Source organism: Ruegeria sp. HKCCA6707 (assembly GCF_013033515.1).
In the GTDB taxonomy this organism is placed as follows: Bacteria; Pseudomonadota; Alphaproteobacteria; order Rhodobacterales; family Rhodobacteraceae; genus Ruegeria.
The window spans coordinates 598842-624549 of sequence record NZ_WQEG01000001.1; the positions used below are offsets into that span (position 1 = coordinate 598842).

25 protein-coding genes are annotated in these 25708 nt (G+C 58.8%); 11 read left to right on the forward strand and 14 right to left on the reverse strand.

What is annotated here, in order from left to right; all coding sequences use genetic code 11:
* Positions 1 to 22 precede the first annotated feature (22 nt).
* The 5 genes from GOW40_RS02965 (at position 23) to GOW40_RS02985 (ending at position 5092) form a co-directional block, all read left to right on the forward strand.
* Positions 23 to 235, forward strand: coding sequence for a hypothetical protein (locus tag GOW40_RS02965; protein WP_170495439.1), 213 nt, complete (start codon positions 23 to 25; stop codon positions 233 to 235).
* Between the two features lie 313 nt (positions 236 to 548).
* Positions 549 to 1187 (forward strand): glutathione S-transferase family protein, encoded by a 639-nt coding sequence (locus GOW40_RS02970; protein WP_171128709.1) that lies wholly within the window; start codon positions 549 to 551, stop codon positions 1185 to 1187.
* 11 nt (positions 1188 to 1198) lie between these two features.
* The gene (locus GOW40_RS02975; protein WP_171128708.1) at positions 1199 to 2410 is read left to right on the forward strand and encodes an acetyl-CoA C-acetyltransferase; all 1212 of its coding nucleotides are present in this window, start codon (positions 1199 to 1201) and stop codon (positions 2408 to 2410) included.
* Positions 2410 to 2898: a cupin domain-containing protein gene (locus GOW40_RS02980; protein ID WP_171128706.1), complete on the forward strand. Its 489-nt coding sequence runs from the start codon at positions 2410 to 2412 to the stop codon at positions 2896 to 2898. Before GOW40_RS02975 ends, GOW40_RS02980 begins: the two co-directional genes overlap by 1 nt.
* Entirely contained in the window at positions 2891 to 5092 is a 2202-nt protein-coding gene (locus GOW40_RS02985; protein WP_171128704.1) for a 3-hydroxyacyl-CoA dehydrogenase NAD-binding domain-containing protein, read from the forward strand. Before GOW40_RS02980 ends, GOW40_RS02985 begins: the two co-directional genes overlap by 8 nt.
* 60 nt (positions 5093 to 5152) lie before the next feature.
* Here GOW40_RS02985 and GOW40_RS02990 read toward each other — a convergent pair whose 3' ends face one another.
* Positions 5153 to 5929 carry a Hint domain-containing protein gene (locus GOW40_RS02990; protein WP_171128702.1) on the reverse strand — a complete coding sequence of 259 codons (777 nt, stop codon included), beginning with the start codon at positions 5927 to 5929 and terminating at the stop codon, positions 5153 to 5155.
* Between the two features lie 438 nt (positions 5930 to 6367).
* Here GOW40_RS02990 and GOW40_RS02995 point away from each other — a divergent pair, with 438 nt between their 5' ends.
* The gene (locus GOW40_RS02995; protein ID WP_171102306.1) at positions 6368 to 7381 is read left to right on the forward strand and encodes a hypothetical protein; all 1014 of its coding nucleotides are present in this window, start codon (positions 6368 to 6370) and stop codon (positions 7379 to 7381) included.
* 6 nt (positions 7382 to 7387) lie between these two features.
* Here the strand turns inward: GOW40_RS02995 and upp are convergent, their stop codons facing one another.
* The 7 genes from upp to GOW40_RS03030 form a co-directional block, all read right to left on the reverse strand.
* Complete coding sequence (gene upp / locus GOW40_RS03000) at positions 7388 to 8020, reverse strand: uracil phosphoribosyltransferase (RefSeq protein WP_171102307.1); 633 nt, start codon at positions 8018 to 8020, stop codon at positions 7388 to 7390.
* A complete protein-coding gene (locus GOW40_RS03005; protein ID WP_171128700.1) occupies positions 8017 to 9003 on the reverse strand; it encodes an adenosine deaminase in 987 nt (328 codons plus the stop codon). Before GOW40_RS03005 ends, upp begins: the two co-directional genes overlap by 4 nt.
* Complete coding sequence (locus GOW40_RS03010; protein ID WP_171128697.1) at positions 9000 to 10211, reverse strand: phosphopentomutase; 1212 nt, start codon at positions 10209 to 10211, stop codon at positions 9000 to 9002. Before GOW40_RS03010 ends, GOW40_RS03005 begins: the two co-directional genes overlap by 4 nt.
* Entirely contained in the window at positions 10208 to 11515 is a 1308-nt protein-coding gene (locus GOW40_RS03015) for a thymidine phosphorylase (RefSeq protein WP_171128695.1), read from the reverse strand. Before GOW40_RS03015 ends, GOW40_RS03010 begins: the two co-directional genes overlap by 4 nt.
* 4 nt (positions 11516 to 11519) lie before the next feature.
* Entirely contained in the window at positions 11520 to 11912 is a 393-nt protein-coding gene (locus GOW40_RS03020) for a cytidine deaminase (RefSeq protein WP_171128692.1), read from the reverse strand.
* A gap of 99 nt (positions 11913 to 12011) precedes the next feature.
* Positions 12012 to 13121, reverse strand: coding sequence for a cupin domain-containing protein (locus tag GOW40_RS03025; RefSeq protein ID WP_171128690.1), 1110 nt, complete (start codon positions 13119 to 13121; stop codon positions 12012 to 12014).
* Complete coding sequence (locus GOW40_RS03030; RefSeq protein WP_171128689.1) at positions 13084 to 13788, reverse strand: hypothetical protein; 705 nt, start codon at positions 13786 to 13788, stop codon at positions 13084 to 13086. The genes GOW40_RS03025 and GOW40_RS03030 overlap by 38 nt, the downstream gene beginning before the upstream one ends.
* Positions 13789 to 13972: 184 nt before the next feature.
* Here GOW40_RS03030 and GOW40_RS03035 point away from each other — a divergent pair, with 184 nt between their 5' ends.
* From GOW40_RS03035 to GOW40_RS03045, 3 genes are all read left to right on the forward strand, one after another.
* Positions 13973 to 16246 carry an NADP-dependent malic enzyme gene (locus GOW40_RS03035; protein WP_171128687.1) on the forward strand — a complete coding sequence of 758 codons (2274 nt, stop codon included), beginning with the start codon at positions 13973 to 13975 and terminating at the stop codon, positions 16244 to 16246.
* Between the two features lie 245 nt (positions 16247 to 16491).
* Complete coding sequence (gene prpE, locus GOW40_RS03040) at positions 16492 to 18381, forward strand: propionate-CoA ligase PrpE (RefSeq protein WP_171128685.1); 1890 nt, start codon at positions 16492 to 16494, stop codon at positions 18379 to 18381.
* A gap of 83 nt (positions 18382 to 18464) precedes the next feature.
* Entirely contained in the window at positions 18465 to 19901 is a 1437-nt protein-coding gene (locus tag GOW40_RS03045) for an amidase family protein (protein WP_171230857.1), read from the forward strand.
* Between the two features lie 259 nt (positions 19902 to 20160).
* Here GOW40_RS03045 and GOW40_RS03050 read toward each other — a convergent pair whose 3' ends face one another.
* Positions 20161 to 20922, reverse strand: coding sequence for an NAD kinase (locus tag GOW40_RS03050; RefSeq protein ID WP_171128681.1), 762 nt, complete (start codon positions 20920 to 20922; stop codon positions 20161 to 20163).
* A 170-nt stretch (positions 20923 to 21092) separates the two neighbouring features.
* Here GOW40_RS03050 and glyA point away from each other — a divergent pair, with 170 nt between their 5' ends.
* Complete coding sequence (gene glyA / locus GOW40_RS03055) at positions 21093 to 22388, forward strand: serine hydroxymethyltransferase (RefSeq protein ID WP_171128679.1); 1296 nt, start codon at positions 21093 to 21095, stop codon at positions 22386 to 22388.
* A 127-nt stretch (positions 22389 to 22515) separates the two neighbouring features.
* On the opposite strand, the gene GOW40_RS03060 is transcribed toward glyA, so the two are convergent.
* The 4 genes from GOW40_RS03060 to GOW40_RS03075 all read right to left on the reverse strand — a co-directional run bounded on the left by GOW40_RS03060 (position 22516) and on the right by GOW40_RS03075 (position 24633).
* Positions 22516 to 22800, reverse strand: a complete 285-nt coding sequence (locus GOW40_RS03060) for a hypothetical protein (RefSeq protein ID WP_171128677.1) — start codon at positions 22798 to 22800, stop codon at positions 22516 to 22518.
* A gap of 37 nt (positions 22801 to 22837) precedes the next feature.
* Positions 22838 to 23521, reverse strand: coding sequence for a PspA/IM30 family protein (locus GOW40_RS03065; RefSeq protein ID WP_171128675.1), 684 nt, complete (start codon positions 23519 to 23521; stop codon positions 22838 to 22840).
* Positions 23522 to 23609: 88 nt separating this feature from the next.
* The gene (locus tag GOW40_RS03070; RefSeq protein WP_171102319.1) at positions 23610 to 24200 is read right to left on the reverse strand and encodes a TetR/AcrR family transcriptional regulator; all 591 of its coding nucleotides are present in this window, start codon (positions 24198 to 24200) and stop codon (positions 23610 to 23612) included.
* Positions 24201 to 24258: 58 nt separating this feature from the next.
* Positions 24259 to 24633, reverse strand: a complete 375-nt coding sequence (locus tag GOW40_RS03075) for a hypothetical protein (RefSeq protein ID WP_171128673.1) — start codon at positions 24631 to 24633, stop codon at positions 24259 to 24261.
* Between the two features lie 89 nt (positions 24634 to 24722).
* Here GOW40_RS03075 and GOW40_RS03080 point away from each other — a divergent pair, with 89 nt between their 5' ends.
* Positions 24723 to 25481 carry an alpha/beta fold hydrolase gene (locus tag GOW40_RS03080; RefSeq protein ID WP_171128671.1) on the forward strand — a complete coding sequence of 253 codons (759 nt, stop codon included), beginning with the start codon at positions 24723 to 24725 and terminating at the stop codon, positions 25479 to 25481.
* On the opposite strand, the gene GOW40_RS03085 is transcribed toward GOW40_RS03080, so the two are convergent.
* The gene (locus GOW40_RS03085; RefSeq protein WP_171128669.1) at positions 25482 to 25670 is read right to left on the reverse strand and encodes a hypothetical protein; all 189 of its coding nucleotides are present in this window, start codon (positions 25668 to 25670) and stop codon (positions 25482 to 25484) included.
* Between the last annotated feature and the right edge of the window lie 38 nt (positions 25671 to 25708).

Sequence of the window (25708 nt, forward strand, 5' to 3'; positions counted from 1 at the left end):
CCACCCGCATAAAGGAGATCTGATGCCCAAACGCTTTCGCCTGACCCGCCGCTTTCCGGTCGCCATGACCGAAGACGGCTACCGCAAGCTTCGCGGCTTTGCCCGCGAGGCAGGTTTGGACGAAGGCGAGGCTCTGTCGTTTCTGTTCGAGAACTTCAACAGCGTCATAAATGAGGAAAACCTGACCCACCGCCTGCGCATCTTCAACTCGGAACTGGAAGCGCGCAAAAGATGATGCAGGGCTCAATATTAACCACTTCACCTACGGCAAAGTCTAAATCCGCCTCCGGCGGCCGTATTTGGAACGAGAAGAAGGCACAGTCTCATCCACCCCGCCATCTGGGTCGCAAACTTAACTGGAAAAACGCAACCGGGACGGCGGGGCTTCTCCTCGTACGGTCATCGGCTCGGCAGCCTGTACCACACACTGGACAAGGCCACATTAACCTTAATGAAGCCTTACGACGTGAGAAAAACCCCTTGGCTTCTTCTCGTCATAAATACGGAAAATCCGACCTATCCAAACGCGCCACGGGAGGGGCGTTGAAATGACAATCAAACTTCACTGTTTCGGAGAAAGCGGCAATTCCTACAAAGCGGCCCTTGCGCTTGAGATGTCGGGGCTAGAATGGGAGCCTGTCTTTGTCGACTTTTTCAACGGCGAGACGCGTACACCGGAATATCGCAGCGAAGTCAACGCGTTGGGTGAGGCGCCAGTTTTGGTTGATGGGGAGTTCAGCCTCTCTCAGTCAGGTGCGATCCAGGCTTATGTTACCGAAAAGTCTAGCAAGTTCGGCGGAAAAGACCGGCAAGAGCGGTATGACGTGCTTCGCTGGGTCCTGTGGGACAATCACAAGCTCAGCTCAATGGCGGGGTTGACCCGGTTCCTGATCAATTTCTTGCCCGAACAACATCGCAACCCAGATGTCATCGCCTTTAACCAAGGGCGTCTGAAAGCGGCTTACGACACGCTCAACACCCATCTGGAGGGGCGCGACTGGATTGTCGGCGATGGCATCACAAATGCCGATCTCAGCTGTTGCGGCTATCTTTATTACCCCGAGCCATTTGGCTTTGACCGCACCGATTGGCCCCATATCGATGCCTGGCTGACGCGCCTGTCTGCTCAGCCCGGCTGGAAACACCCCTATGACCTGATGCCCGGCAACCCGTCGGATCGCGCTTAAGGAGAAGACCTATGACCGAAGCTTATATCTATGACGCCCTGCGTACCCCGCGCGGAAAGGGCCGCAAAGATGGCAGCCTGCACGAGGTGACCTCGGTGCGTCTGTCCGCCCTGACGCTGAACGCGATGAAAGAGCGCAACAATCTTGAAGGTCGTGCCGTTGAAGACGTGATCTGGGGCAATGTCACGCAGGTGATGGAGCAAGGCGGCTGTCTGGCGCGATCCGCCGTGTTGGCCTCTGATCTGGACCAATCGATACCCGGTCTGGCGATCAACCGCTTTTGCGCCAGCGGAATGGAAGCCGTGAACCTGGCTGCAAACCAGGTCAAAGGTGGCGCGGGCGACGCTTACATCGCCGGTGGTGTCGAGATGATGGGTCGCGTCAAAATGGGTAGCGATGGTGCCGCAATCGCCGTTGATCCCTCTTTGGCGATGGAGACCTATTTTGTCCCGCAGGGCATTTCGGCCGATATCATCGCCACCGAATACGGGTTCAGCCGCGATGACGCTGATGCCCTGGCGGTCGAGTCACAAAGACGCGCGGCAGCCGCTTGGGAAGACAATCGCTTTGAAAAGTCGGTCATTTCCGTCACCGACCAGAACGGCCTGACCATTCTGGACCGTGATGAATATATGCGCCCAGGCACCGATATGCAGACACTTGGCGCTCTGAACCCGTCTTTTCAGATGATGGGTGAGCAGATGCCCGGTTTCGACAAGGTGGCCATGCTGAAATATCCGCATCTTGAGCGGATCAACCATATCCACCACGCTGGCAATAGCTCGGGCATTGTTGACGGCGCTGCGGCGGTTCTGATCGGCAACAAGGAATTTGGTGAGAAATACGGCCTCAAGCCACGTGCGCGCATCAGGGCAACCGCCAAGATCGGCACTGATCCCACCATCATGCTGACCGGCCCGGTTCCAGTGACCGAGAAGATTCTGGCCGATAATGGCATGAAGATCAGCGATCTGGATCTGTTTGAAGTGAATGAAGCCTTCGCCTCGGTCGTGTTGCGGTTCCAGCAGGCATTTGACGTCGATCCGGCAGTGGTGAACGTCAATGGTGGTTCGATTGCGATGGGGCATCCGCTGGGTGCAACTGGCGCGATGATCATCGGCACACTGCTGGATGAGTTGGAACGTCAGGACAAGGAAACCGGCCTGGCCACGCTCTGCATCGCGTCCGGCATGGGCGCCGCAACCATTATCGAGCGTGTCTGATGCCCAAACTGGATCTTTCGAAAATCCCGTTCCAAAGCCGCACCTCCTATCCCGGGAAACTGGCCGATGCAGTCTCGGGCCGCTCTGGCCAGGCGCTGGGGGATGCAGGCGGGCTGACTCAATTCGGGGTCAACATCGTGCGACTTGAACCGGGCGGTTTGTCCTCGCTGCGCCATTACCACATGGAGCAGGATGAGTTCGCCATCATGCTCAGCGGCAGGTGCGTTTTGATCGACGATGACGGCGAGCATGAGATGTTGCCCGGCGATTGCGCGACCTGGCCTGCCGGTGAGGCCAATGGCCATCACCTTGTGAACAAAACCGACGCGCCTGCGAGTTTTCTGGTGGTGGGCACTCGGACCCCGACAGAAACCGCCTATTACAGCGACCTGGACATGATGGTGAAGGATGATGAGAACGGTTTCTCTTTCACACGTAAAGATGGCAGCCCGCTGACACCTGACCAGATTGGAGATGACAATGACTGATTTCACTCTGACCAAAGACGCGGACGGCGTCGCCACGATCACCTGGGACGTGCCGGGGAAAAGCATGAATGTCATGTCCTTTGACGGGCTCGCGCAGCTGAGCGACTGCATTGACGACGCTCTGGCAGATGATGACGTCAAAGGCATCATCATCACCTCGGGCAAGGACGGTTCTTTTGCAGGCGGCATGGATCTGAACCTGCTGGCCGTGATGAAGGAACAGGCAGGTGACAACCCGGCCAAGGGCCTGTTTGAAGGCACGATGAAAATGCACGCCCTGCTGCGCAAGATCGAGTTGGCAGGTATGGACCCCAAATCCAAGAAGGGTGGCAAGCCGATTGCGACGGTGCTGCCCGGCACCGCAGCTGGGATCGGGATGGAACTGCCCCTGTCCACGCACCGGATTTTTGCGGCGGACAATCCCAAGGCGAAATTCGGCCTGCCCGAGATCATGGTCGGTATCTTCCCTGGCGCGGGTGGCACAACCCGGATGGTCCGCAAGGTTGGCGCGATCGCGGCGGCTCCTCTGTTGCTGGAAGGCAAGATGCTGGACGTCAAGAAGGCCAAGGGCGCAGGCTATGTCGACGAAATCGCCGAAGATCCGATGGCCGCAGCCAAGGAATGGGTGCTGAACGCCAAGGATGCGGATCTTGTCAAACCATGGGACGCCAAGGGCTATAAGATGCCAGGCGGTGCGCCCTATCATCCGGCGGGTTTCATGAATTTCGTCGGAGCCTCGGCGATGGTCAACGGCAAGACCCAAGGCGCTTTCCCGGCAGCCAAGGCCTTGTTGAGTGCCGTCTATGAGGGCGCGCTGGTTGATTTCGACACCGCGCTGAAGATCGAGGCGCGGTGGTTCACATCCGTCCTGATGAACCCGTCTTCGGGCGCAATGATCCGGTCGCTGTTCCTGAATAAGGAAGCGCTGGAAAAAGGCGCGGTAAGGCCCAAGGACGTACCTGATCAGCGCGTGAAGAAGATCGGAGTTCTGGGTGCGGGCATGATGGGTGCTGGTATCGCTTTGGTCTCGGCCCAAGCGGGTATGGAGGTTGTGCTGATCGACCGCGATCAGGAAGCCGCTGACAAAGGCAAGGCTTATACCGAGACCTATCTGGACAAAGGGATCAAGCGCGGCAAAGTCACAGCAGAAAAGAAAGAGGCAATGCTGGGCCGTATCACCGCGACCCCTGATTTGGATCACCTCAAAGGCTGTGATCTGATCATTGAGGCCGTATTCGAAGACCCTGGCGTCAAGGCCGAGATGACCCAGAAGGTCGAGGCAATCATTCCCGAGGATTGCATCTTTGCGTCAAACACCTCGACCCTGCCGATCACCGATCTGGCCAAGGCCAGCGTTCGGCCCGAACAGTTCATCGGCATCCACTTCTTCTCTCCGGTTGAAAAGATGTTCCTAGTCGAGATCATCAAAGGCAAGGACACCGGGGATCGTGCGGTTGCCAAGGCCCTGGACTATGTGCGCCAGATCCGCAAAACGCCGATCGTGGTGAATGACGCGCGGTTCTTCTATGCCAACCGCTGCATCATACCCTATATCAACGAAGGTCTGCGGATGATCACAGAAGGCGTGAGCCCGGTGCTGATCGACAACGCCGCGCGTCAGCTGGGCTTCCCCGTGGGACCGATCCAATTGAACGACGAGACCTCGATTGATCTGGGCGCAAAGATTGCCCGCGCGACAAAGGCCGCGATGGGCGATGCTTATCCAGACAGCCCGGCAGATGATCTGATCTTCTGGATGGAGGCCGAGGGCCGTTTGGGCCGCAAGGCAAACGCGGGCTTCTTCGACTATGACGAAAAGGGCAAACGCACCGAGTACTGGAAAGGACTGCAAGACAAGTATCCGCACACCGAAGATCAACCTGAGCTGATCGAAGTTCAGGAACGCCTGATGTTCGCTCAGGTACTGGAAGCGGTCCGCGCATTGGAAGAAGGCGTGTTGGAAGACATCCGCGAAGGCGATGTGGGTGCCATTCTGGGTTGGGGCTTTGCTCCATGGTCGGGTGGCCCGCTCAGCTGGCTGGACATCATCGGCACGCCTTACGCCGCTGAACGCTGCGACCAGCTGGCAAAGGCCTATGGTGATCGCTTCGTCTGCCCGCCTCTGCTGCGCGAAATGGCGCAGAAAGGTCAAAGCTTCTATGGCCGCTTCGCCCCCGACGCGAAAGCTGCCTGACAAAAAAAGCTGGCGCATACCCCTCATGCGCCAGCTTTCCCACCGTTCAGCGTATCTTCCTTACGGGTGATGAGCGATCATCATCCATTCGGAGCGCAGGAACAGTGTAGGCAATCCCGGTCTACCGGGTCTTCCCGGTCGCCGACGGGACGTCGCCGGACGCACAGGAAAAATCGGTTCGTTGGGAATGGGTGCGGGCAATGCGCCTAGCGGATTGGACAACACGGTTAGACTTCCGCGTGCTACCACGTAGCGCAGCAGATCCGCAGCGCCGTGTTCATCTGTGACGTGATACGACGTGGACGAGTTCATCGACCGTTGCCCAAATCGACTGGCGGCGCAGTAGGCTTGCAGCCCGCCTTCGATAAAAATGACCTGATCTTCGTCGAAAAACAGCGTACATACATCGAATGTTGCCGCTGGAACTCCAGCGCGTAAGGGACCGATATCCTTTAACAATCGCGCGGCCACAACGGTTGAACCAGCCGTCGTCGGATCGATCTTGCTGTGGTCCAGCGCCATACCCTGTTCCGGCATGATCCAGACCGGCCGCCCGTTATACGCGGCACGCGAGGGCACCAGTATGGGCAGGTTGTCGGGGTTTTGCTCTTGTTCAGGGATCGCTACGGTATCAGTGGAAATGCGTCGCACTTCCTTGAAACCATTATCCAACGTCCGAACCCTGTCCCCCGGAACAAGACGCTCTACCGGTTTCCAACCGCTTGTCGTGGCCACCTTGGTTCCATGCACAAAACCCCCTCTGCGCGCAGAAACCAAGGCACCCGACGACGTTGGGGCAACATGCCCCTGTTTGTTCGAATACTCTACTACACTCATTACCCTACACCTGTGCCAACCCCCACTCGGCACCCTTAAACAAACACAGTTTTTAGGTAGCACTAATTTTTAGCAGGGGTCAGATTTGGGACACATTTGCGCCTTAATCAGGGTTAATCGGGCCTATTTGCACGCTAAATCCGAAACAAAAAGGCTGATCCTGGCGAATTGCGATTTTGATCGGAAACTAAAGTTCGCCTTTGCGATCAAAACAATACCCGAATCTCCTGGCGATTTTCGCACAGGCCGGGGGTAGGCGCCGCCGGGAAAGCGGGATCGATCGCACCCTTGCCCCAAAACTCAGGTGGTGCCGGTATTGGCAATCACTTAGATGTTTGATTTGTGCGTTTTCAGCGGCAGTTCCGGTCGCAACAGGTTTGCGCCTTTTGATTACACCATGTTATGAATTTAGAATAATAATCCGAGCAGCATGTCCAAATGACAGCCCTAAAACAGTACCAGCGGATCGAGGCCACCGGTCTGTGGCGCCCGTCGCCCGACGCTCAGCGGCGCGAGGTGGTCATTTCAATTGGCGAAGCCACGCTTACTGTTTCGGATTTCAACGATAGTGCGCTGACCCATTGGTCGCTTGCGGCACTTGAACGCCAAAACCCAGGCGAGTTTCCCGCCATCTTCAACCCCGATGGCGATCCTGGCGAAACGCTAGAGCTTGCAGAAACCGAAACCACCATGCTGGATGCCATTGATCGGTTGCAGCGCGCGATCGAGCGGACACGGCCCCACCCCGGACGGTTGCGCTGGATCAGCGTGGTCGGGGTTGTGCTGGCTGTCGTGGGTGTTTTGCTTTTGTGGTTGCCCGGTGCCTTGCAACGCCATGTTGTGCAAGTCCTGCCCGAGATCAAGCGAGAAGAGATCGGAACCGCAATCCTGAACCGGATCGAGCGGGTGTCAGGTCAGGCTTGCGGCTCGGCGGATGTGCAGACCTCGTTGGACACTCTGGCCCGGCGGACCGGCGTGCGTCAGATCGTGGTCCTTCCTGCGGGTGTGCCTGACAGCCAGAGCCTGCCCGGAGGCACCGTGCTGCTGAACCGTGCGCTGGTCGAAGACCACGAAGACCCGGCGGTTGCCGCAGGTTATGTGATCGCCGCCCGCGCTCGGGCCGAGTTGAAAGACCCGCTGGACGATCTGCTGGATCGCACCGGCACAACCGCGGCGTTCCGGTTACTGACCACCGGAGAACTGACGCCCGAGATCATTGACGACTATACCGAACAATTGCTGACCGAGCCCAAGCCCCGTCTTGACGATGACGATCTGCTTGACGTCTTTGCACGATCTGCCCTGCCCTCGACCCCTTATGCCTATGCCAAGGATATCACGGGCGAGACGGTTCTGGGATTGATCGAGGCCGACCCGATGGCAGGTCGCGCTCAGGAACAGGTGCTGCCGGACCGCGATTGGGTCCAGCTTCAGAATATCTGCGGCGGTTGAGCGCGCTTACTTGGTGCCGAACATCCGGTCACCAGCGTCGCCAAGCCCCGGCATGATATAGCCTTTCGAGTTCAGCTCGCGATCCAGCGACGCCGTGACGATCTTCACGTCAGGATGCGCCTCTTTCATACGCTCCACACCTTCCGGAGCGGCCAGCAGGCACAGGAACCGGATATCCGTGGCACCGGCCTCTTTCAGCAGATCAATCGCGGCAGCCGAGCTGTTGCCGGTAGCCAACATAGGATCCACCGCGATCACCAACCGGTCTTTCAGCCCTTCGGGGGCCTTGAAATAGTACTGGACCGGCTTGAGTGTTTCCTCATCGCGGTAAAGCCCGACAAAGCCGACCCGCGCCGAGGGGACCAGTTCCAGCACACCGTCCAACATGCCGTTGCCCGCGCGCAGGATCGAGACCAGCGCCAGCTTTTTCCCCGCCAGAATAGGCGCGTCCATCTCTTCCATCGGGGTTTCGATATGGCGTGTGGTGATCGGCATCTCGCGCGTGACCTCGTAGGCCAGCAACAAAGTGATCTCGCGCAGCAACTGCCGGAACACGGCGGTCGAGGTGCCCTTGTCCCGCATGAGCGTCAGTTTGTGCTGCACCAGCGGGTGATCTACGACGGTCAGGTGTTCGCTCATGGTGTCTCCAGTCTTGTCTTGACCCGCGCGCGGGTCTCTTCATCGCAAAAGGCCGCGTTCAATGCGGTATCATTGAGGGCCGCGAAATCCTCGGCACCCCAGCCAAAGGCCTGGGCCAGCATCTCATATTCACGCCGCATTGTGGTATGGAAAAAGGGAGGATCATCGGTCGAAACCGTGACCTTGACGCCCGCCTCGCGCAACCGCGCGATGGGATGGGCGGCAAATTCAGGATAAAGCCCCAGAACGACGTTTGAGCCCGGGCAGACCTCAAGCGTCACATCCCGATCCACGATCTCGCGGATCAGATCGGGGTCTTCGATGGCACGTACACCGTGCCCCACCCGCTCAACACCCAGATCGCGGATCGCATCGCGCACGCTTTCGGGCCCGCCGAACTCTCCGGCATGGGTGGTCAGGCGCAGCCCTGCCTCGCGGGCACAATCAAAGGCCCATTTGAAATCCCCCTGCGCGCCGACGCTTTCGTTTCCGCCCATGCCAAAGCCGGTGATCCAGTCGCCTGCGGTCTCAGCCGCGCAACGGGCGCTGGCCTTGGCTTTCTCGGGCCCGAAATGACGCACACAGGTAATGACACCGCGCAGGGTGATGTCGAATTTGCGTTCTGCCTCAACCGCCGCGTCCTGAATGGCGGCCAGATAGTCGCGCCAGGCCTGCAGATCGCCACCGCCGCAAAAATCGGGGCTGAGGAAGGTCTCAGAGTAAACCACCCCATTGGCGGCGCTTTCCTCCAGAATAGCCAGCGTCAAGCGCCGGAAATCTTCGGGCGATTTCAAAACCTCACAGGCGGCCTCGTAGACGCTGAGAAAATGGGCGAAATCACGAAAGTCATAGCTGCCATCGGGTTTGAAAATCCCGCTGAGGTCGATGCGCTTTTCATGTGCCAACTGACGGATAAAGGCGGGCGGGGCCGCGCCTTCGTGATGCAGATGAAGTTCGATTTTGGGAAGGTCTGCGACGCTCATAGAAAACTCCGCCCGGGCCCATGCGCCGGGATATTCAGATGATGGGCGATGCTGGCGGCGACATCGGCAAAGTTGACCTGACCGATCTGGCCTGAGCCCTGCCCGGCCACCAGCACGGGTACTTGTTCGCGCGTGTGGTCAGTGCCCACCCAACTGGGATCATTGCCATGATCGGCCGTAAGCACCATAAGATCAGCGGGCTTCAACCGTGCTAACAACGCGCCGATCCCCGCGTCAAACCACTCCAGCGCACGCGCATAGCCGCTGATGTCGCGCCGGTGGCCATAGAGGCTGTCAAACTCGACAAAATTTGCAAAACTCAGACTGCCCTCTTCGGCGCTGTCCACAAGGTCCGACAGGTGGTTCATCAAATCCGCATCCGAGCCTTTGCGCAGCGTGTCGATGCCTTGCATCGAAAAGATGTCGCCGATCTTGCCCACTGCATGAACCCTGCGACCTGCGTCTTGTACCCAGTTGGTAAGCACCGGCGCGGGCGGTAGAATGGCGAAATCCTTGCGGTTGGTGGTGCGCGTGAACCCGTCCTCGGGCGTACCGACAAAGGGCCGCGCTATGACACGACCCACTTTCATCTCATGCAAACGCGGGGCGAGCATGCGGCACATCTCAAGCAACCGGTCGAGGCCAAAGCTCTCTTCATGTGCAGCGATCTGGAAGACGCTGTCGGCTGAAGTATAGCAAATCGGCCAGCCCGTTTGCATATGCTCGCCCCCCAGTTCGGCAATGATGGCCGTGCCCGACGCATGACAGTTTCCCAGTATCCCATCGGTGCCCGCTGCCGCGGCCGCCGCGCGGGTCAGATCCTTGGGAAAGCTGGGTGTTGTATTCGGAAAATAGTGCCAGTCCCATGGCACTGGCAGGCCCGCCAGTTCCCAATGGCCTGAGGGGGTGTCTTTGCCCGGCGAATGCTCACGCGCGCAGCCCCACAGCCCTGTTGGCTGGGCCGTCAACCCTGGGGTTGGATCACCGGACGCAAGCCGAGTCGCCGCGCCCAATCCCAGCGCATCCAAATGCGGCAGGTGCAAGGGCCCTGACCGCCCCTCTTCGGCCCGTCCCTCAGCACAAGCCTGTGCGATATGAGCCAGGGTATTGGCGCCACTATCGGGGATCGTGCCATTAAAGAACCGATCCGCGTCAGGCGCGCCGCCGATTCCGACCGAGTCCATGACCACCAGAAAGGCCCGGCTCATGCGGTGAGCCTTTCGTGGACCAGAGGAGGCACCTCTACCGGCGCGTCGCTGATGGTGATGGCGTTCAACACTGCCTGAGACGCGGCCTGCGCGGCATCTTCTCGGGCCGCGTGGATAACAGCCAGCGGAGCGCCTTTGGTCACCCGGTCGCCCAGGCGCAGCAGCCCTGACAGACCGACCGCCGGATCAATCTCATCGCTTTCCACCTGTCGCCCACCGCCCAGCGCGACAACCGCAAGCCCAAGCGCCTCACCATCTTTGGCCGTGATGTAACCTGCTCGGGGGGCCTTCACCTCCTGGATCACATTCGCCTCGGGCAGGAACCGCGCCCAATTGTCTACAAAATGCACAGGGCCACCAACGGCTGCCATCATCCGGCCAAAGCGTTCGGCAGCGCGGCCGTCGCGGATCACCTCGGTCAGTTTGTCTCGTCCAGCCCGAGCGCTGTCGCACATCCCGGCATCGGCCAGCAGAACGCCGCCCAACTCAGCCGATATCTCGGCCAGAGGTGAAGGCTGACCGCTGGTGAGAACCTTCATCACCTCCGCCACTTCAAGCGCATTGCCCAGCGCCGGGATCAGAGGTTGGTTCATATCGCTGATGATCGCAGAGGTCTTGCAACCCGCCGCATTGGCGGTTTCGGTCAGCGCTATTGCCAGCTTGCGTGCATCATCAAGGGTTTTCATGAAGGCGCCACTGCCAACTTTGACATCCAGCACCAGGGCATCCGGGCTGGCAGCCAGCTTTTTCGACAGGATCGAGGCGGTGATCAGATCCAGGCTTTCCACAGTCGCTGTCACGTCACGGATGGCATAGAGGCGCTTGTCCGCCGGGGCGATTTGACCTGTGGCACCAACGATCGCAGCGCCGGTTTCGGTCAGCACCTGCCTCAACCGCGTCTGGCCGATCAGCGTGGCGACGCCCGGGATCGCCTCAAGCTTATCGAGCGTCCCCCCGGTATGCCCAAGCCCCCGGCCCGAGATCATGGGGACATAGGCCCCCATCTCGGCCAGAGCCGGCGCAAGCACAAGGCTTACACTGTCGCCAACGCCACCGGTCGAGTGTTTGTCGATGACCGGACCGTCAAAATCCCACTGCAACACCTCGCCGCTGTCGCGCATCGCGATGGTCAGATCCGCGCGGCCCTGCGGGCCCAGCCCACCCATGCACACGGCCATGGCAAAAGCTCCGGCCTGCGCGTCGCTGACACTGCCATCCGCCAGCCCTTGGGCAAACCATTTCAGCTCATCGCCTGTGGGCACCTCTTCCCGGCGCAGCTTTGCAATGATCGAACGGGCATCCATCGGATCACACGTCCTCCATATGCGAGGCATCAAAGGCCCCCGGCAGCAATTGACCAATTGTGGTTTCCATCTCAACCCCAGTGGCTGTGGCCAGAGTGACCTTGACGTCGCGCGCACCAAATTCCGCCAGTTTCTGACGGCACCCACCGCAGGGCGGCACGGGTTCAGGGCTTGAGGCCACCACATAGACTTCGGTCAAGGTCTGCTCACCTGCAGCGACCATGGCTGCAATGGCCCCGGCCTCGGCGCAGGTGCCTTCGGGATAGGCCACGTTTTCCACGTTGCATCCGGCATAGATCTCACCCGTGTCTGACCGCACCGCCGCGCCCACCTTGAAGTTCGAATAAGGGGCATAGGCGTTTTCCCGCACGGCCAAGGCAGCGTCTTTCAGCGACATAGCGATTCCCTAAATTTTGATCATCTGGTCAGAATGACCCACCCTACTGGAAAGCGCGCGGGGAATTGAAGCCCCGTTTGCGGCTTTTTTGGTCCAAACTCAGCCCCCGTCCAACACCGTATTGAAAGTGCCCGGCAAAGTGACCTCAAGCAGTTCAAGATCTTCCGTGGCATCCGTAAGACGGGTGCGCATGGCCGGTGGGATGACAAAAGCATCCCCTTGTTCCAGCCGGAACGGTTCCCGTCCCTCACCTTCCAATGTGACCTGACCGTCCATCACAAAGGAAAAGTGGATATCGGTGTCATGGGTCGCCCATTGCGGCTGCCCCTGCCCTTTGCGTACCACCTGAACCCCGGCCACGCCTTTGGTGTTCTCCGCAATCGTGGTGTCGCGGCAAACATAACCCGGCAGACGAAACGGACCCCACTCGGCACCTTCGGCCTGATTGAACACAAATTTCTGCCCCTGCCATTCCCGGTCGGGCCGCAGATGCGGCGTTGGCAAGGTCATGTCGTGATCGATCTCCGTGACATGTTCGGCAGGAACCCCGATTTCGATCACTTGCACATTGTCCGAGGCTTCCAGCACGCGATGCCGGATCTCGGGCGGCTGGATAAAGCAATCTCCTGCGGTCAGACGCATCTTGTCGCCCTGATCCTCATAGACCACGTCGACCCAGCCATGGATGCAAAAGATGAGCTGAAAGCCCACCTTGTGGAAATGCACCATATCCGGCACCGGGCCACCGTCCGGGATGCGGATATGGCTGGCAATGATCGAGCCGCCCAACCGGTCGGGCACAAGATCGCGGTAGTGCATCCCCGCCCGCCCGATAATCCAGGGCGCCTGGTCTTTCAGCCTGCGCACCACAAAGGAATGCACCGTTTCAGGCATGACCATGGGCGGGTTCAGCTCATCGATCTCGATCCGCGTGCCGTTTGGGGCCACCAAAACGCGCGGACCATCAGCAAAGCCTTGAGGATCATCGGTCAGGATGCGCAACGTGCCGGGGTTTTCAGGCGCATCCTTTTCGATCCGAATGCGCAACCCGTGGCCCGAAAAGACCGCGACCCGAGGATCGTCCGCCGGATAGATCATATCCATGCGCAGACCCAGAACCTTGGTATAGAATGGAATGTCGTCCCGCAGTTCTTGCGTGGGCAAACGAATTTCAGCGCGTGTTTCGGCCTGTTGGGAGGGGCGTGTCATTCAAGGTCTCTTCGGTTTGACGTTTCGGCCATCCGATCAGAACCGAAGCCAAAAGGCCAATCGAAAAGAACATCTCAAGCGTTTCTTCCAGAACAAACAGACGGGTCATCGCTGTTACAGACAGAGACGCGCCATATGCGCCACTGATTTCTTCCAGAACCTGCGCGATCACGGCCATCAGCCCTGCCAATACAAACACGATCAGAAAAGGCGCCCTTGCTTTGATCGCTTTCCAAGCGGTCGGAACACCGTGCAAAACCAGACCATAGAGCACAACGAGCAGCAAAACGACGCGCACGACGGTCAGGTCAAGCGCCCAGTCCAACCCGCTCAAAATCGCAAACGGCATGCTGTCGGGCGCGTAGACGTCGGCTTCTAGCTCGCGCTCGGCCAATAAGAAACAGACCACACCCAGATAGAGACGCTTGAGGCCCGGATACCGCACCAACGCGACGATACCGGCTGTAAACAACGCAGCAGCCGAAATCGTTTCGAGCAATCCGCCTTCCTGGCTGAGCGGAACGATGCGCATCGGCCAAAGAACTTCGATGGCCAACAAAGCAACAGCAACAAGCAGCGCAACCCAATACCACAAGTGGTTTTCTGGTCTTACGACGGCATCGGGCCAAGCGACTGTCTTGTCCGGGTTTTCTTCTTGCTGACTCATCTTTTGTAGACTTGCTGCTCGATTTTCTTGGTCGAAGATCGCGAGAATGTAAAAGTTTTGTGAAAATATTCAATGCAAGATTCCAAACCGACGGGCCGCTGTTCATGCGGAACGTAACGTCATGGCCAAAGCCGAAAAAAAGGATTACCCCTAAACCAGTTTTGGAGAGGGAGCTGAATCGCCTATGTCGGACACGTCAAACCTGCGGCAGGCCGCACTTGATTATCACGCTCATCCAAAACCCGGTAAGCTTGAAATTCGCGCCACGAAACCAATGGCCAATGGGCGCGACCTTGCGCGCGCTTATTCTCCGGGTGTGGCCGAAGCCAGCCTTGAGATTAAAGCCGACGCCTCGAACGCCGAGCTTTACACCGCGCGCGGTAACCTTGTGGCCGTGGTTTCGAACGGGACCGCGGTTCTGGGCTTGGGCAATATCGGTGCGCTGGCCTCAAAACCAGTGATGGAAGGCAAGGCCGTCCTGTTCAAGAAATTTGCAGGCATTGACTGTTTTGACATCGAAGTCGATCAGCCCGACCCGGAAAAACTGGCCGATATCGTCTGCGCGCTGGAGCCGACCTTTGGTGCGGTCAACCTTGAAGACATCAAGGCACCCGATTGTTTTATAGTGGAAAAACTCTGTCGCGAACGGATGAACATTCCGGTGTTCCACGACGATCAACACGGCACGGCCATTGTCGTGGGGGCTGCGGCCAAGAACGCGCTGCATGTGGCCGGCAAGGCGTTTGAGGACATCAAAGTTGTCTCGACCGGTGGTGGCGCGGCGGGGATCGCGTGCTTGAACATGCTGGTCAAGCTGGGGGTAAAGCGCGAGAATATCTGGCTCTGTGACATCCACGGACTGGTTTATGAAGGCCGTGCCGAAGACATGAACCCGCATAAGGACCAGTTCGCGCAGACATCTGATTTGCGCACGCTGGATGACGTGATCGGGGATGCAGACCTGTTTCTGGGACTGAGCGGGCCAAATGTCCTGAAGCCCGAGATGGTGCAGAAAATGGCCGAGCGACCGATCATTTTCGCGCTGGCCAACCCCACGCCCGAGATCCTGCCGGAAGACGCCCGCGCGGTTGCGCCTGACGCGATCATCGCCACCGGGCGCAGCGATTTTCCCAATCAGGTCAACAACGTATTGTGCTTTCCTTTTATCTTTCGCGGGGCGCTGGATGTAGGCGCGACCGAGATCAATGACGCGATGGAGATCGCTTGTGTTGACGGCATCGCCGAAATGGCGCGCGCAACAACCAGCGCCGAAGCTGCCGCAGCCTATAAAGGTGAGCAGCTGACCTTCGGGCCCGAATACCTGATCCCCAAGCCCTTTGATCCGCGCCTTGTTGGCGTTGTGTCATCCTCGGTGGCCAAAGCCGCGATGGAAAGCGGAGTGGCCAAGCGCCCGATTGACGACCTTGAGGCTTACAAAGAAAAGCTGAACCAGACGGTATTCAAGTCCGCCCTACTGATGCGCCCTGTGTTTGAGGCTGCCGCCAATGCCTCGCGCCGGATTGTCTTTGCCGAGGGCGAGGACGAACGCGTTCTGCGCGCCGCTCAGGCGATTTTGGAAGAAACGACCGAAACGCCCATTCTGATCGGCCGCCCTGATGTAATCGACGCGCGGTGTGAACGGTTGGGCCTGACGGTCAGGCCCGGTCAGGACTTTCAGATCGTTAACCCGGAAAATGACCCGCGTTATTATGATTACTGGAACTCCTACCACCAGATCATGCAGCGCCGGGGTGTCACTCCGGATTTGGCCAAGGCCATCATGCGTACGAATACAACCGCCATAGGCGCCATCATGGTGCATCGCGGCGAGGCTGACAGCCTGATCTGCGGCACCTTTGGCGAATACCGCTGGCATCTGGACTATGTTGAACAGGTTCTGGACGAAGATGATCTGCGGCCCCACGGCGCGCTGTCGTTGATGATCCTCGAAGATGGCCCTCTCTTCATCGCGGATACGCACGTGCGGCAGTTGCCCTCGCCCGAGGAACTGGCCGAGACCACAATCGGCGCAGCCCGCCACGTGCGCCGGTTCGGGCTGGAACCCAAGATCGCCTTTTGCTCGCAATCTCAATTCGGCAATCAGGCCGAAGGCTCGGGCAAGCGGTTGCGGGCCGCGCTTAAGATCCTGGATTCGGAACCAAGGGACTTCACGTACGAGGGCGAAATGAACCTGGATGTGGCCCTTGACCCGGAACTGCGTGCACGGATTTTCCCAAATTCGCGTCTTGAAGGGCCCGCCAATGTGTTGATCTTCGCCCATGCGGACGCCGCCAGCGGTGTGCGCAATATCCTGAAGATGAAGGCCAACGGGCTTGAGGTTGGACCGATCCTGATGGGCATGGGGAACAAAGCCCATATCGTAACACCTTCGATCACCGCACGCGGATTGTTGAACATGGCGGCCATCGCGGGAACGCCAGTGGACCACTACGGGTAGGTATTTATCCAAGTCTGATTCTGATAGCGCAAACCGTTTGCAGATCGAAATTTGCAGTTTTGCAATACTCGGAAGATCATGTGAAAATCGGCTTGCATATTCTTGGGTTTGCAAAAATTTGCAGGTGATTTTAGCGGCATCTGCAAATTTTTTGCGATAAACTGCCGCGCCGTTATTCGAGCCGCTTGTTCGATGCAATGCTGATCCGTAACACGGTATCACAGGTTTATGGAGAGGAGGACGCCGTGGCCTATCAGGAGGTATATGACAGCTGGAAAAGCGACCCCGAGGGGTTCTGGATGGATGCCGCCAAGGGGATCGATTGGGTCCGCCCTCCGAGCAAGGCCTTGTTTGCGGAGAACGCCCCCCTCTACGAATGGTTCAGCGACGCGCGGGTGAACACCTGTTGGAACGCGGTGGACCGTCATGTCGAAAATGGCCGGGGTGAACAAACCGCCATCATCTACGACAGCCCAATCACCCAGACCAAGCGCGAAATCTCCTATGTCGAGCTGCGCAACCGCGTCGCCAACCTTGCTGGCGCGCTCCGGGCCAAAGGGGTTGAGAAAGGGGACCGGGTCATCATCTACATGCCGATGATCCCCGAAGCACTTGAGGCGATGCTGGCCTGTGCTCGCCTGGGTGCTGTGCACTCGGTGGTGTTCGGCGGCTTTGCCAGCAACGAATTGGCAGTGCGCATCGATGATGCCAAACCCAAGGCAATCATCGCAGCCTCTTGCGGGCTGGAACCCGGTCGTGTGGTGCATTACAAACCTCTGCTGGACGGCGCGATTGAGCTGGCCGACCACAAGCCCGATTTCTGCGTCATCTTTCAACGCGAACAGGAAGTGGCCGAACTGATCGAGGGGCGCGATGTCAATTGGCACGGGTTTCAATATGGTGTTGAACCCGCCGAATGCGTGCCGGTCGACGGCAATGACCCGGCCTATATCCTCTATACTTCTGGAACGACGGGCGCGCCGAAAGGCGTTGTGCGCCCAACCGCAGGCCATCTGGTGGCGCTGAACTGGACGATGAAAAACCTCTATGATGTCGATCCCGGCGATGTGTTCTGGGCGGCCTCAGATGTGGGCTGGGTCGTCGGACATTCCTATATCTGCTACGCACCGCTAATCCACGGCAACACCACCATCGTGTTCGAAGGCAAACCTGTCGGCACACCGGATGCGGGCACGTTCTGGCGGGTGATCTCAGAACATAAGGTCAAAAGCTTCTTCACCGCACCCACCGCAATCCGCGCCGTCAAACGCGAAGACCCCAAGGGTGAGCTGATGGCCAATTACGACCTGTCGAACCTGCGTGCCCTGTTTCTTGCCGGAGAACGCGCAGATCCCGACACGATCACCTGGGCGCAGGATGCGCTGAACGTGCCGGTGATCGACCATTGGTGGCAAACCGAAACCGGCTGGGCCATTGCAGGCAACCCGCTGGGGATCGAGGAATTGCCGATCAAACTGGGCTCGCCCGCCAAACCGATGCCGGGCTATGATGTGCAAATCCTCGACGAAGGCGGACACCCGATGAAAGCCGGAGAGTTGGGCGCAATTGCTGTCAAGCTGCCCCTGCCCCCCGGTACATTGCCGACGCTTTGGAATGCCGAGGCGCGGTTCAAGACCTCATACCTGGATCATTTCCCCGGCTATTACGAAACCGGTGACGCGGGCATGATCGACGAGGACGGATACCTTTATATCATGGCGCGTACTGATGACGTGATCAACGTGGCAGGCCATCGCCTGTCCACGGGCGGCATGGAGGAAGTTCTGGCCGCCCACCCGGACGTGGCCGAATGCGCCGTGATCGGGGTGTCGGACCAGTTGAAGGGCCAGATGCCGGTTGGCTTTCTGTGCCTGAATACTGGCTCGGATCGCGGTCACGATGACGTGGTGCAAGAGGTGGTCACCATGGTGCGGGACAAGATCGGGCCGGTGGCGGCCTTTAAAAAGGCCGTGGTTGTGGCGCGATTGCCCAAGACACGTTCAGGCAAGATCCTGCGTGGAACGATGGTGTCGATTGCGGATGGGCAGGACTATAAGATGCCCGCGACCATCGACGATCCGGCCATCCTGGACGAGATCACGGACGCATTGAAAACCATCGGCTACGCCAAATAACCGCCGCGTCGGCGACGGCGCGCGCTGTTTTGCTTGCAAGTGTTTAAGCGGCCCTTACTGTCGAGCACAGACAGCGAGGGCCCATGACAAAAACCGAACTCTGGCGTTTGAGCGCCACCGAATTGGCAGCGCAAACGACGCGCGGTGATATCCGCGCCGAGGACGCCGTTCAAAGCGCGCTGGACCGGATGCAGCAGGTCAATCCGACGCTAAATGCCGTGGTCGAGGACCTGGGCGTCGAAGCCCTGCAACGCGCCCGCGACCTTGACCGAGCCCGCGACGCGGGCGCGCCGGTTGGTCCGCTGCATGGTGTGCCGGTGACCATAAAGATCAATGTCGACCAAAAAGGGCATGCCACCTCGAACGGGGTTGTTGCTCTGAAGGATGTGATCGCACCCGATGACGCTCCGGTCGTCAGCAATTTGCAAAAGGCAGGCGCGATTGTAATCGGACGAACCAATACGCCCGAGTTTTCTTTCCGTGCCGACACCGACAACCCGCTGCACGGGCGCACGCATAACCCTTGGGGCAAACATATCTCACCCGGCGGATCCTCTGGCGGCGCCGGAGCTGCGGTCATGGCCGGGGTCGGTGCCCTGGCCCACGGCAATGACATAGGCGGCAGCCTGCGGTTTCCGGCGGCGGCCAACGGTGCGGTGACGGTCAAGCCCGGCCTGGGTCGTGTGCCCGCCTGGAACCCCAGTCAAACGGTAGAACGCGGGATGCTGGCGCAGTCCATGTCCGTCCAGGGCCTGCTGACACGCTCTGCCGCCGATTTGCACCTGTCCATGCCCAGCCTGATCGCATCCGACCCGCGTGACCCGTTTCACGTACCCCTGCCCTGGCGCGGTGAGGCGATGGATGGCCCCACCAAGGTTGCGTTCACCAAGAACACCTTTGGCTATGCTCTGCATGATGAGGTCGACAAGGCGCTGGATACTGCGCGCGATGCCTTGATGGACGCGGGATATGACGTGCACGAGGTTGAGCCGCCAGATGTGTTCGAATGTGGGCGTGCTGGGTATCGCGCCTTGATGGGTGAAGTTCTGACCCTGCTGAAATCCGATATTGAGGCCGCAGGGTCGCAAACCATACGCGACATCTTTGACGTCTACTTTCAGGAGTTTCCGCCGATTGTAGAAACCGAACTGTTGCAGATGATGGCAAAGCGTTCGCATTACGCGCGGGAATGGTCCCTGTTTCTTCAAGACTACCCGCTGGTCCTGTCCCCGTTCCTGCCACAACCCTTCTTTGGCCCCGACCGAGACACAGAAGGTGCCGAAGGCGTGCATGAGGTTCTGGGCTGCGCGGTCTATTCCTATTCAATGAACTTTCTGGGATTGCCCGCCGCCAGCGTTCCGTCGCGGCTGGCGATGCTGCCCAAGGGGCCACAGCCGATTAATGTTCAGATCGCCGCCCGGCGGTGGCGCGAAGACCTTGCGGTGGACGCAGCCCAAGCCATCGAAGACCGTGTTGGGCAAATGGCTCCGATCCTCTGGGAAAAGCTAGAGACAGGCTGAGTTCGCCCCAAATGAAATTGACCCCGGGTTATTGTGCCCGGGGTCCGCTTTCTAAAATAAACCCAGAGATCAAAAGACAAGCGTGGCACCACCCACACAAGCCCGCGCTAAAACTGCGCTAAGGATCTTTACACCGTTAGATGGCCACTCACTTCCACCTTGGCGTTTTCTCCGGGCAAGTTCACACTACCAAAAGGTGAAATCGCTGAATGTGAACTGGTTCACATAAGAAAAATGAAATCGCCAGATGTCTGAAAAATCAGGTGAATTGTTCCGAGATTAGACGCTCTTCCAGCCCATGGCCGGGATCAAACAGGATTCGATGCCGGATCGAAGGCTCGGACCGGATCTCGACCCAATCGATATCGGGGCATGAGTTCGAATCGGCATCTGCCATCACCGGGCGCTTGGCGGCATCCAGGACGTCGAACCGTACTTTGGCGGTGTTTGGCAGCAAAGCACCGCGCCATCGACGCGGGCGGAAGGCCGCGATAGCTGTCAGCGCCAATACGTCAGAGCCAATCGGCAGAATTGGCCCGTGGGCGGAATAGTTATAGGCGGTCGAGCCTGCGGGCGTTGACAACAGCGCACCATCACAAACCAACTCGGGCAGACGCTCGCGCCCGTCCACGGTGATTTTCAAACGCGCGGCCTGAGGCCCTGCCCGCAGCAACGAGACCTCGTTGATCGCCAAAGCCTCATGCAGTTGGCCGGATTGGTCCATCGCCTTCATATGCAACGGGTTGATGACCTCTTCCTCGGCCTCGGCAAGCCGGGCCATCAGGTCAGTTTCCGCATACTCGTTCATCAGAAATCCGATTGTGCCGCGGTTCATCCCATATACAGGTACATCCAGATGCTGGGTGCTGTGCAGCGTCCTGAGCATGAAACCGTCGCCACCCAGTGCGACCACCACATCCGCATCGCGGGGCGCTGCGTTCCCGTGGCGTTTGACCAGCACTTCGCGCGCGGATTGGGCGACATCGATGTCACTGGCCAGGAAAGCGATTCGTTTGGTCATCTTGGGTGGTTTCCAGTGCTGCACATTTGGTTCCGAAACAAACACACCTTTCCGCATTAGGCCAGCATTGACGCCCTCACGGGCCAATAAGTCGCTTTACAGGCTTTTTCCCCCGGACTGTTTCCTATAGGAAATCCGTCAAAGACTCACCTCAGCCATGTGGAGCCCTTATGAACGCCAACCTACGTGACACCGGTTTCTTTACCCAGTCCCTTGCCGACCGTGACCCCGAGATCTTTGGCTCGATCACATCCGAACTTGGCCGCCAGCGCGACGAGATCGAGTTGATTGCGTCCGAAAACATCGTCTCTGCCGCCGTGATGGAGGCGCAGGGCTCGGTGATGACCAACAAATATGCCGAAGGCTATCCCGGTCGTCGCTATTATGGCGGGTGCCAGTTTGTGGATGTCGCCGAGAACCTGGCCATTGATCGCGCCAAGCAGTTGTTTGGCTGCGAGTTTGCCAATGTGCAGCCGAATTCGGGCTCACAGGCCAACCAGGGAGTGTTTCAAGCACTGATTCAGCCCGGTGATACCATTCTGGGCATGAGCCTGGACGCCGGTGGTCACCTGACCCATGGTGCGCGTCCCAACCAGTCGGGCAAATGGTTCAACGCTGTGCAATATGGTGTGCGACAGCAGGACAACATGCTGGACTATGATCAGGTCGAAGAGCTGGCGAAAGAGCATCAGCCCAAGCTGATCATTGCGGGTGGCTCGGCCATTCCGCGTCAGATCGACTTTGCCCGTATGCGCGAGATCGCCGATATGGTCGGTGCCTATCTGCATGTGGACATGGCCCATTTCGCCGGTCTCGTCGCGGCAGGCGAGCATCCCAGCCCCTTCCCGCATGCCCATGTGGCCACCACCACCACCCATAAAACCCTGCGCGGTCCGCGCGGCGGCATGATCCTGACCAATGATGCCGACATCGCCAAGAAAGTGAACTCGGCGATTTTCCCAGGCATTCAGGGCGGGCCGCTGATGCATGTGATTGCGGGCAAGGCTGTTGCCTTTGGGGAGGCGCTGCGGCCCGAGTTCAAGACCTATATCCAGCAGGTTGTCGCCAACGCGCAAGCGCTGTCGGATCAGTTGATCAAAGGCGGCCTGGACACCGTGACCCACGGAACCGATACCCATGTGGTGCTGGTTGATCTGCGCCCCAAGGGCGTCAAGGGCAACGCGACCGAGAAAGCTCTGGGCCGGGCGCATATCACCTGCAACAAGAACGGTGTGCCGTTTGACCCGGAAAAGCCAACCGTCACCTCGGGCATTCGTCTGGGCTCGCCCGCTGGCACCACCCGCGGCTTTGGCGAGATCGAGTTCCGCCAGATCGCCGACTGGATCATCGAAGTGGTCGACGGGCTGGCTGCCAACGGTGAAGATGGTAACGGCGCGGTCGAAGCAGAAGTGAAGGCCAAAGTTGCAGAGCTTTGCGCCCGCTTCCCGATCTACCCAAACCTGTAAACGGTAAAGAACGGCGCGAATTCGGCGCCGTTCTTGTCAACAAGGCTCCCGCCCCTTTTGCGCGCATCACAGATGCGCTGAAAGCGTTGGGCCAAGCGCCACGCCTTGCGGCGTGGCGCGGCTGCGATCAGATCTCGGCGTCTGTTTCCTTCAGAGCATCCTCAAGCAACTTTTCGTTGCGCGCCTCTTCGATCCGGTTGATGCGATCTTCGGCAGAGCGGCTGTCGAAGCGGTATTTCACCACGTTGATCAGGCTGAGGGTCAGCAGCACGACGCCCATGCCCCAATAGCCTTTGGTCGAAAGCGGCACGTCGGTTGACAGGTACAGCGAGATTGCAAGCAACAGATAGGCCAAGGCCACGCCGGCACCGTTCAGAATCAGGATCAGGTTGTTTTCGTTACGATTGGTCATTTCAAGTCTCCGAGTTTTCTATGTCTTGGTCAAAAAGTCAGCTTTTCGGCGATGCTTTGAGACGGCTGAGCACATCCGCAGCGGTGCTGCGGGTTTTGGGGCCATAGCCCGCCTCTTCCATCCGTTGCCCGATGTCACGGTGATCCAGCCCCCGGTCGATGTCTTGCAGGATTTCGGACTGCTCGAACGGGTCATCCTGGTTCATCACGCGAGTGATCAACGCCTCGGCTTCGTCAATCGGGCTGTCGCCACCCAGATGCCGGTTCAGGCGCTTTTGCAAACTCTGTTCACGACGCACCGCCCGGGCGGAAATAGCGCCTTGCTTCAGATCCAGAATCCGACGGTTTGCGGCTTGTACAGATTGGCGCAATTGCAGAATGCGCCCGTCCAGCCGATCAACTGTCTGACGCCGCAGCACCAATTCGTTTTCAAGATCCGCCACCGCTTGCGCCGCCGTCTCCGCCATGTCCTGACGACCATCGGCCAGGGCAGCCCCTGCCCGTTCCATCAACTCGTCAATCCGGGTTTGCAGCGTTTCGATCTGGCGGGTCTCGCCGCGCTGACGCTGAATCAGGCTGGCCAAGGTCAATTTGGCTGCTTTCAGATTTTGCTCTGCTTCGCGAATTATCTGGTCAATCAACTCGATCGAGTAGGCATCGCGCAATTGCTCTTCGGCCCGCGCATTGGCCCCACTGATCAAGGTCTTTAACGTTCCAAACATGTGATCCTCCGAATGAACGTTGTTCACAGAACGAATATAACAAGATCGTGAACGTCGTTCAATAATTTTTTGAACGACGTTCAGGAAACTATTTGTTTCCAATTCGTGAGAGAACCTGAGCGATCATGCGCTCGATCTGTTCCGGAGGCACACCGGATATGCGGTTTTCGAGACCCAGCGTGACGATGCCATGGACCGACGAGAACAGCGCGCGGGTCATCAGATCCATCTCGGCCCGGTCGAGATCGGGAAAAAGTTCACGCGCCGGTTCAGCGATATAGGCAAAGAGGCCTTTGAGTGCTTCGCGATACCAATCGGGAACATTGCTATCATCGGCCATTTGCAGGTCAAACAAGGCCCGCCACAGGTTTGTGTGCGCATTGGCGAAATGCAGATAAGCCGTGCTCATGACGATCAACCGCTCAACCGGGGATTCCGTGCCGTCGAAGGATGCGCCTACCGCCTGTTCCAGACGCAGGAATGTGCGCCCATTGACCGCCATGGCAATCGCCGTCAGGTCTTCATAAGCATTGTATATTGCGCCCACAGCGCAGCCTGCATCCTTGGCTAGATCACGCGCGCGCAGTTCCGACAAACCATCCCGGGCGATCCGAATCTCGGCCGCTTCAACCAGCTTTTCGCGCAATTGTTGGCGCCGGATCTGAGTTTTTGTGGTCATCGTATCCCCAAAAAGGTGAACTGTGTTCATCCCCTTGCGGATAAGCCAAAAGACCTATTCAGATCAAGCCGCGCCAGTACAGAACGATCAGGGCCAGAACAGTCAGGGCGATCAGGTTGAAGGACAACGAGCCCAAGAGCCCAAGAAACCACCCCCATCGGCGATCGGCCAAATCTATGGCGCGCAGATGGGATTGTACCTCATCCGCGGCGCGTGCCAGCCGCTTTGTATCCAGCACCAGTCGCAGCTTGGGGTGATCCGCCAGAGGTTCAGCCTGGGCCAGTACCATCGCCTCTTTATAGACCCTGCGCGGCAGCCGACGTTTGGCGCGTTTGACCGAAGCGGCAAGGGTTTTGTCGCGCACGCCCAGCTTGCCGCGCAACAGTTCAATTGTCTCGGCGATCTGGCTCTGAACATCGGTATTCTGCGGCATGGCCCCTCCTGCGGCGGCACCCTAACCGGTGCGTTTGCTGGCGACAATGGGGGTGGCTGTTTCCGGCGGCGAAAGGTATCACCCGGGATATGCTGAACACCATTGTCCACGGTACCCCCACCGACCGCCCCACCCTTGTGATTGCCCATGGCCTGTACGGGTCGGCGCGGAACTGGGGCGTCATTGCCCGCCGGTTGTCGGATGAACGCCAAGTTGTGGCTGTTGATATGCGCAACCACGCACACAGCAAATGGGATCCCCATCACGGCTATCCAGATCTGGCGCGTGATCTGGCCGAGGTCATCAACGACCTGGGCGCGCCGGTTGACCTGCTGGGGCATTCGATGGGCGGGAAAGCGGCGATGGCTGTGGCGCTGGAATACTGGAATCTACTGCGCAAATTGGTGGTCGCGGATATCGCCCCGGTGCGGTACACGCACAGCCAGATCCAGTTTATTGAGGCCATGCGTGCGGTTGACCTGTCCCGGGTCGAGCGGCGCTCGGACGCGGAACAGCAACTGGCCGATCTGGGGGTCGAGAAAGCTTTGCAGAGCTTTTTCACGCAATCACTGGATGTGAAAGAGAAACGGTGGCTGCTGAACCTTGACGGGCTCGCCGACGCGATGCCTGACATCATGGGATTTCCAACCTACACATGCAACTGGCCAGGTCCGGCCCTGTTCTTGTCGGGTGGCGCATCGGACTATGTTCTGCCGCAACATCGCGACACGATCCGCACCCTGTTCCCCGGTGCAAAATTTGCCAAGATCCCCGGTGCCGGGCATTGGTTGCACGCCGAAAAACCACGAGAGTTCGAGGCCGCAGTCCGGGCTTTTCTGAACGCCTGATCAGGCTTGCGACGTATAAAGCCGCCTGGCCACGAACCAAGCTGCGGGCAGCGCCAACAGACCCCCGACCAGAGCAGCTGATATGATAGCGACCGTGGTGACAAAGCCCGCCGACAGCACAGCGATCACAGCGCTTCCGGCGAAAGCGGTTGCGATCAAAGAATAAAGCACAGAGGCGAGTCGAAACATGGGCTGAGAACCTTCCACTTGGAGTCCCAATTCCCATA

Coding starts and splice junctions, on each gene's coding strand:
- GOW40_RS02965 (WP_170495439.1), top strand. CDS start 23: ATGCCCAAACGCTTTCGCCTGACCCGCCGCTTTCCGGTCGCCATGACC.
- GOW40_RS02970 (WP_171128709.1), top strand. CDS start 549: ATGACAATCAAACTTCACTGTTTCGGAGAAAGCGGCAATTCCTACAAA.
- GOW40_RS02975 (WP_171128708.1), top strand. CDS start 1,199: ATGACCGAAGCTTATATCTATGACGCCCTGCGTACCCCGCGCGGAAAG.
- GOW40_RS02980 (WP_171128706.1), top strand. CDS start 2,410: ATGCCCAAACTGGATCTTTCGAAAATCCCGTTCCAAAGCCGCACCTCC.
- GOW40_RS02985 (WP_171128704.1), top strand. CDS start 2,891: ATGACTGATTTCACTCTGACCAAAGACGCGGACGGCGTCGCCACGATC.
- GOW40_RS02990 (WP_171128702.1), bottom strand. CDS start 5,929: ATGAGTGTAGTAGAGTATTCGAACAAACAGGGGCATGTTGCCCCAACG.
- GOW40_RS02995 (WP_171102306.1), top strand. CDS start 6,368: ATGACAGCCCTAAAACAGTACCAGCGGATCGAGGCCACCGGTCTGTGG.
- upp (WP_171102307.1), bottom strand. CDS start 8,020: ATGAGCGAACACCTGACCGTCGTAGATCACCCGCTGGTGCAGCACAAA.
- GOW40_RS03005 (WP_171128700.1), bottom strand. CDS start 9,003: ATGAGCGTCGCAGACCTTCCCAAAATCGAACTTCATCTGCATCACGAA.
- GOW40_RS03010 (WP_171128697.1), bottom strand. CDS start 10,211: ATGAGCCGGGCCTTTCTGGTGGTCATGGACTCGGTCGGAATCGGCGGC.
- GOW40_RS03015 (WP_171128695.1), bottom strand. CDS start 11,515: ATGGATGCCCGTTCGATCATTGCAAAGCTGCGCCGGGAAGAGGTGCCC.
- GOW40_RS03020 (WP_171128692.1), bottom strand. CDS start 11,912: ATGTCGCTGAAAGACGCTGCCTTGGCCGTGCGGGAAAACGCCTATGCC.
- GOW40_RS03025 (WP_171128690.1), bottom strand. CDS start 13,121: ATGACACGCCCCTCCCAACAGGCCGAAACACGCGCTGAAATTCGTTTG.
- GOW40_RS03030 (WP_171128689.1), bottom strand. CDS start 13,788: ATGAGTCAGCAAGAAGAAAACCCGGACAAGACAGTCGCTTGGCCCGAT.
- GOW40_RS03035 (WP_171128687.1), top strand. CDS start 13,973: ATGTCGGACACGTCAAACCTGCGGCAGGCCGCACTTGATTATCACGCT.
- GOW40_RS03045 (WP_171230857.1), top strand. CDS start 18,465: ATGACAAAAACCGAACTCTGGCGTTTGAGCGCCACCGAATTGGCAGCG.
- GOW40_RS03050 (WP_171128681.1), bottom strand. CDS start 20,922: ATGACCAAACGAATCGCTTTCCTGGCCAGTGACATCGATGTCGCCCAA.
- glyA (WP_171128679.1), top strand. CDS start 21,093: ATGAACGCCAACCTACGTGACACCGGTTTCTTTACCCAGTCCCTTGCC.
- GOW40_RS03060 (WP_171128677.1), bottom strand. CDS start 22,800: ATGACCAATCGTAACGAAAACAACCTGATCCTGATTCTGAACGGTGCC.
- GOW40_RS03065 (WP_171128675.1), bottom strand. CDS start 23,521: ATGTTTGGAACGTTAAAGACCTTGATCAGTGGGGCCAATGCGCGGGCC.
- GOW40_RS03070 (WP_171102319.1), bottom strand. CDS start 24,200: ATGACCACAAAAACTCAGATCCGGCGCCAACAATTGCGCGAAAAGCTG.
- GOW40_RS03075 (WP_171128673.1), bottom strand. CDS start 24,633: ATGCCGCAGAATACCGATGTTCAGAGCCAGATCGCCGAGACAATTGAA.
- GOW40_RS03080 (WP_171128671.1), top strand. CDS start 24,723: ATGCTGAACACCATTGTCCACGGTACCCCCACCGACCGCCCCACCCTT.
- GOW40_RS03085 (WP_171128669.1), bottom strand. CDS start 25,670: ATGTTTCGACTCGCCTCTGTGCTTTATTCTTTGATCGCAACCGCTTTC.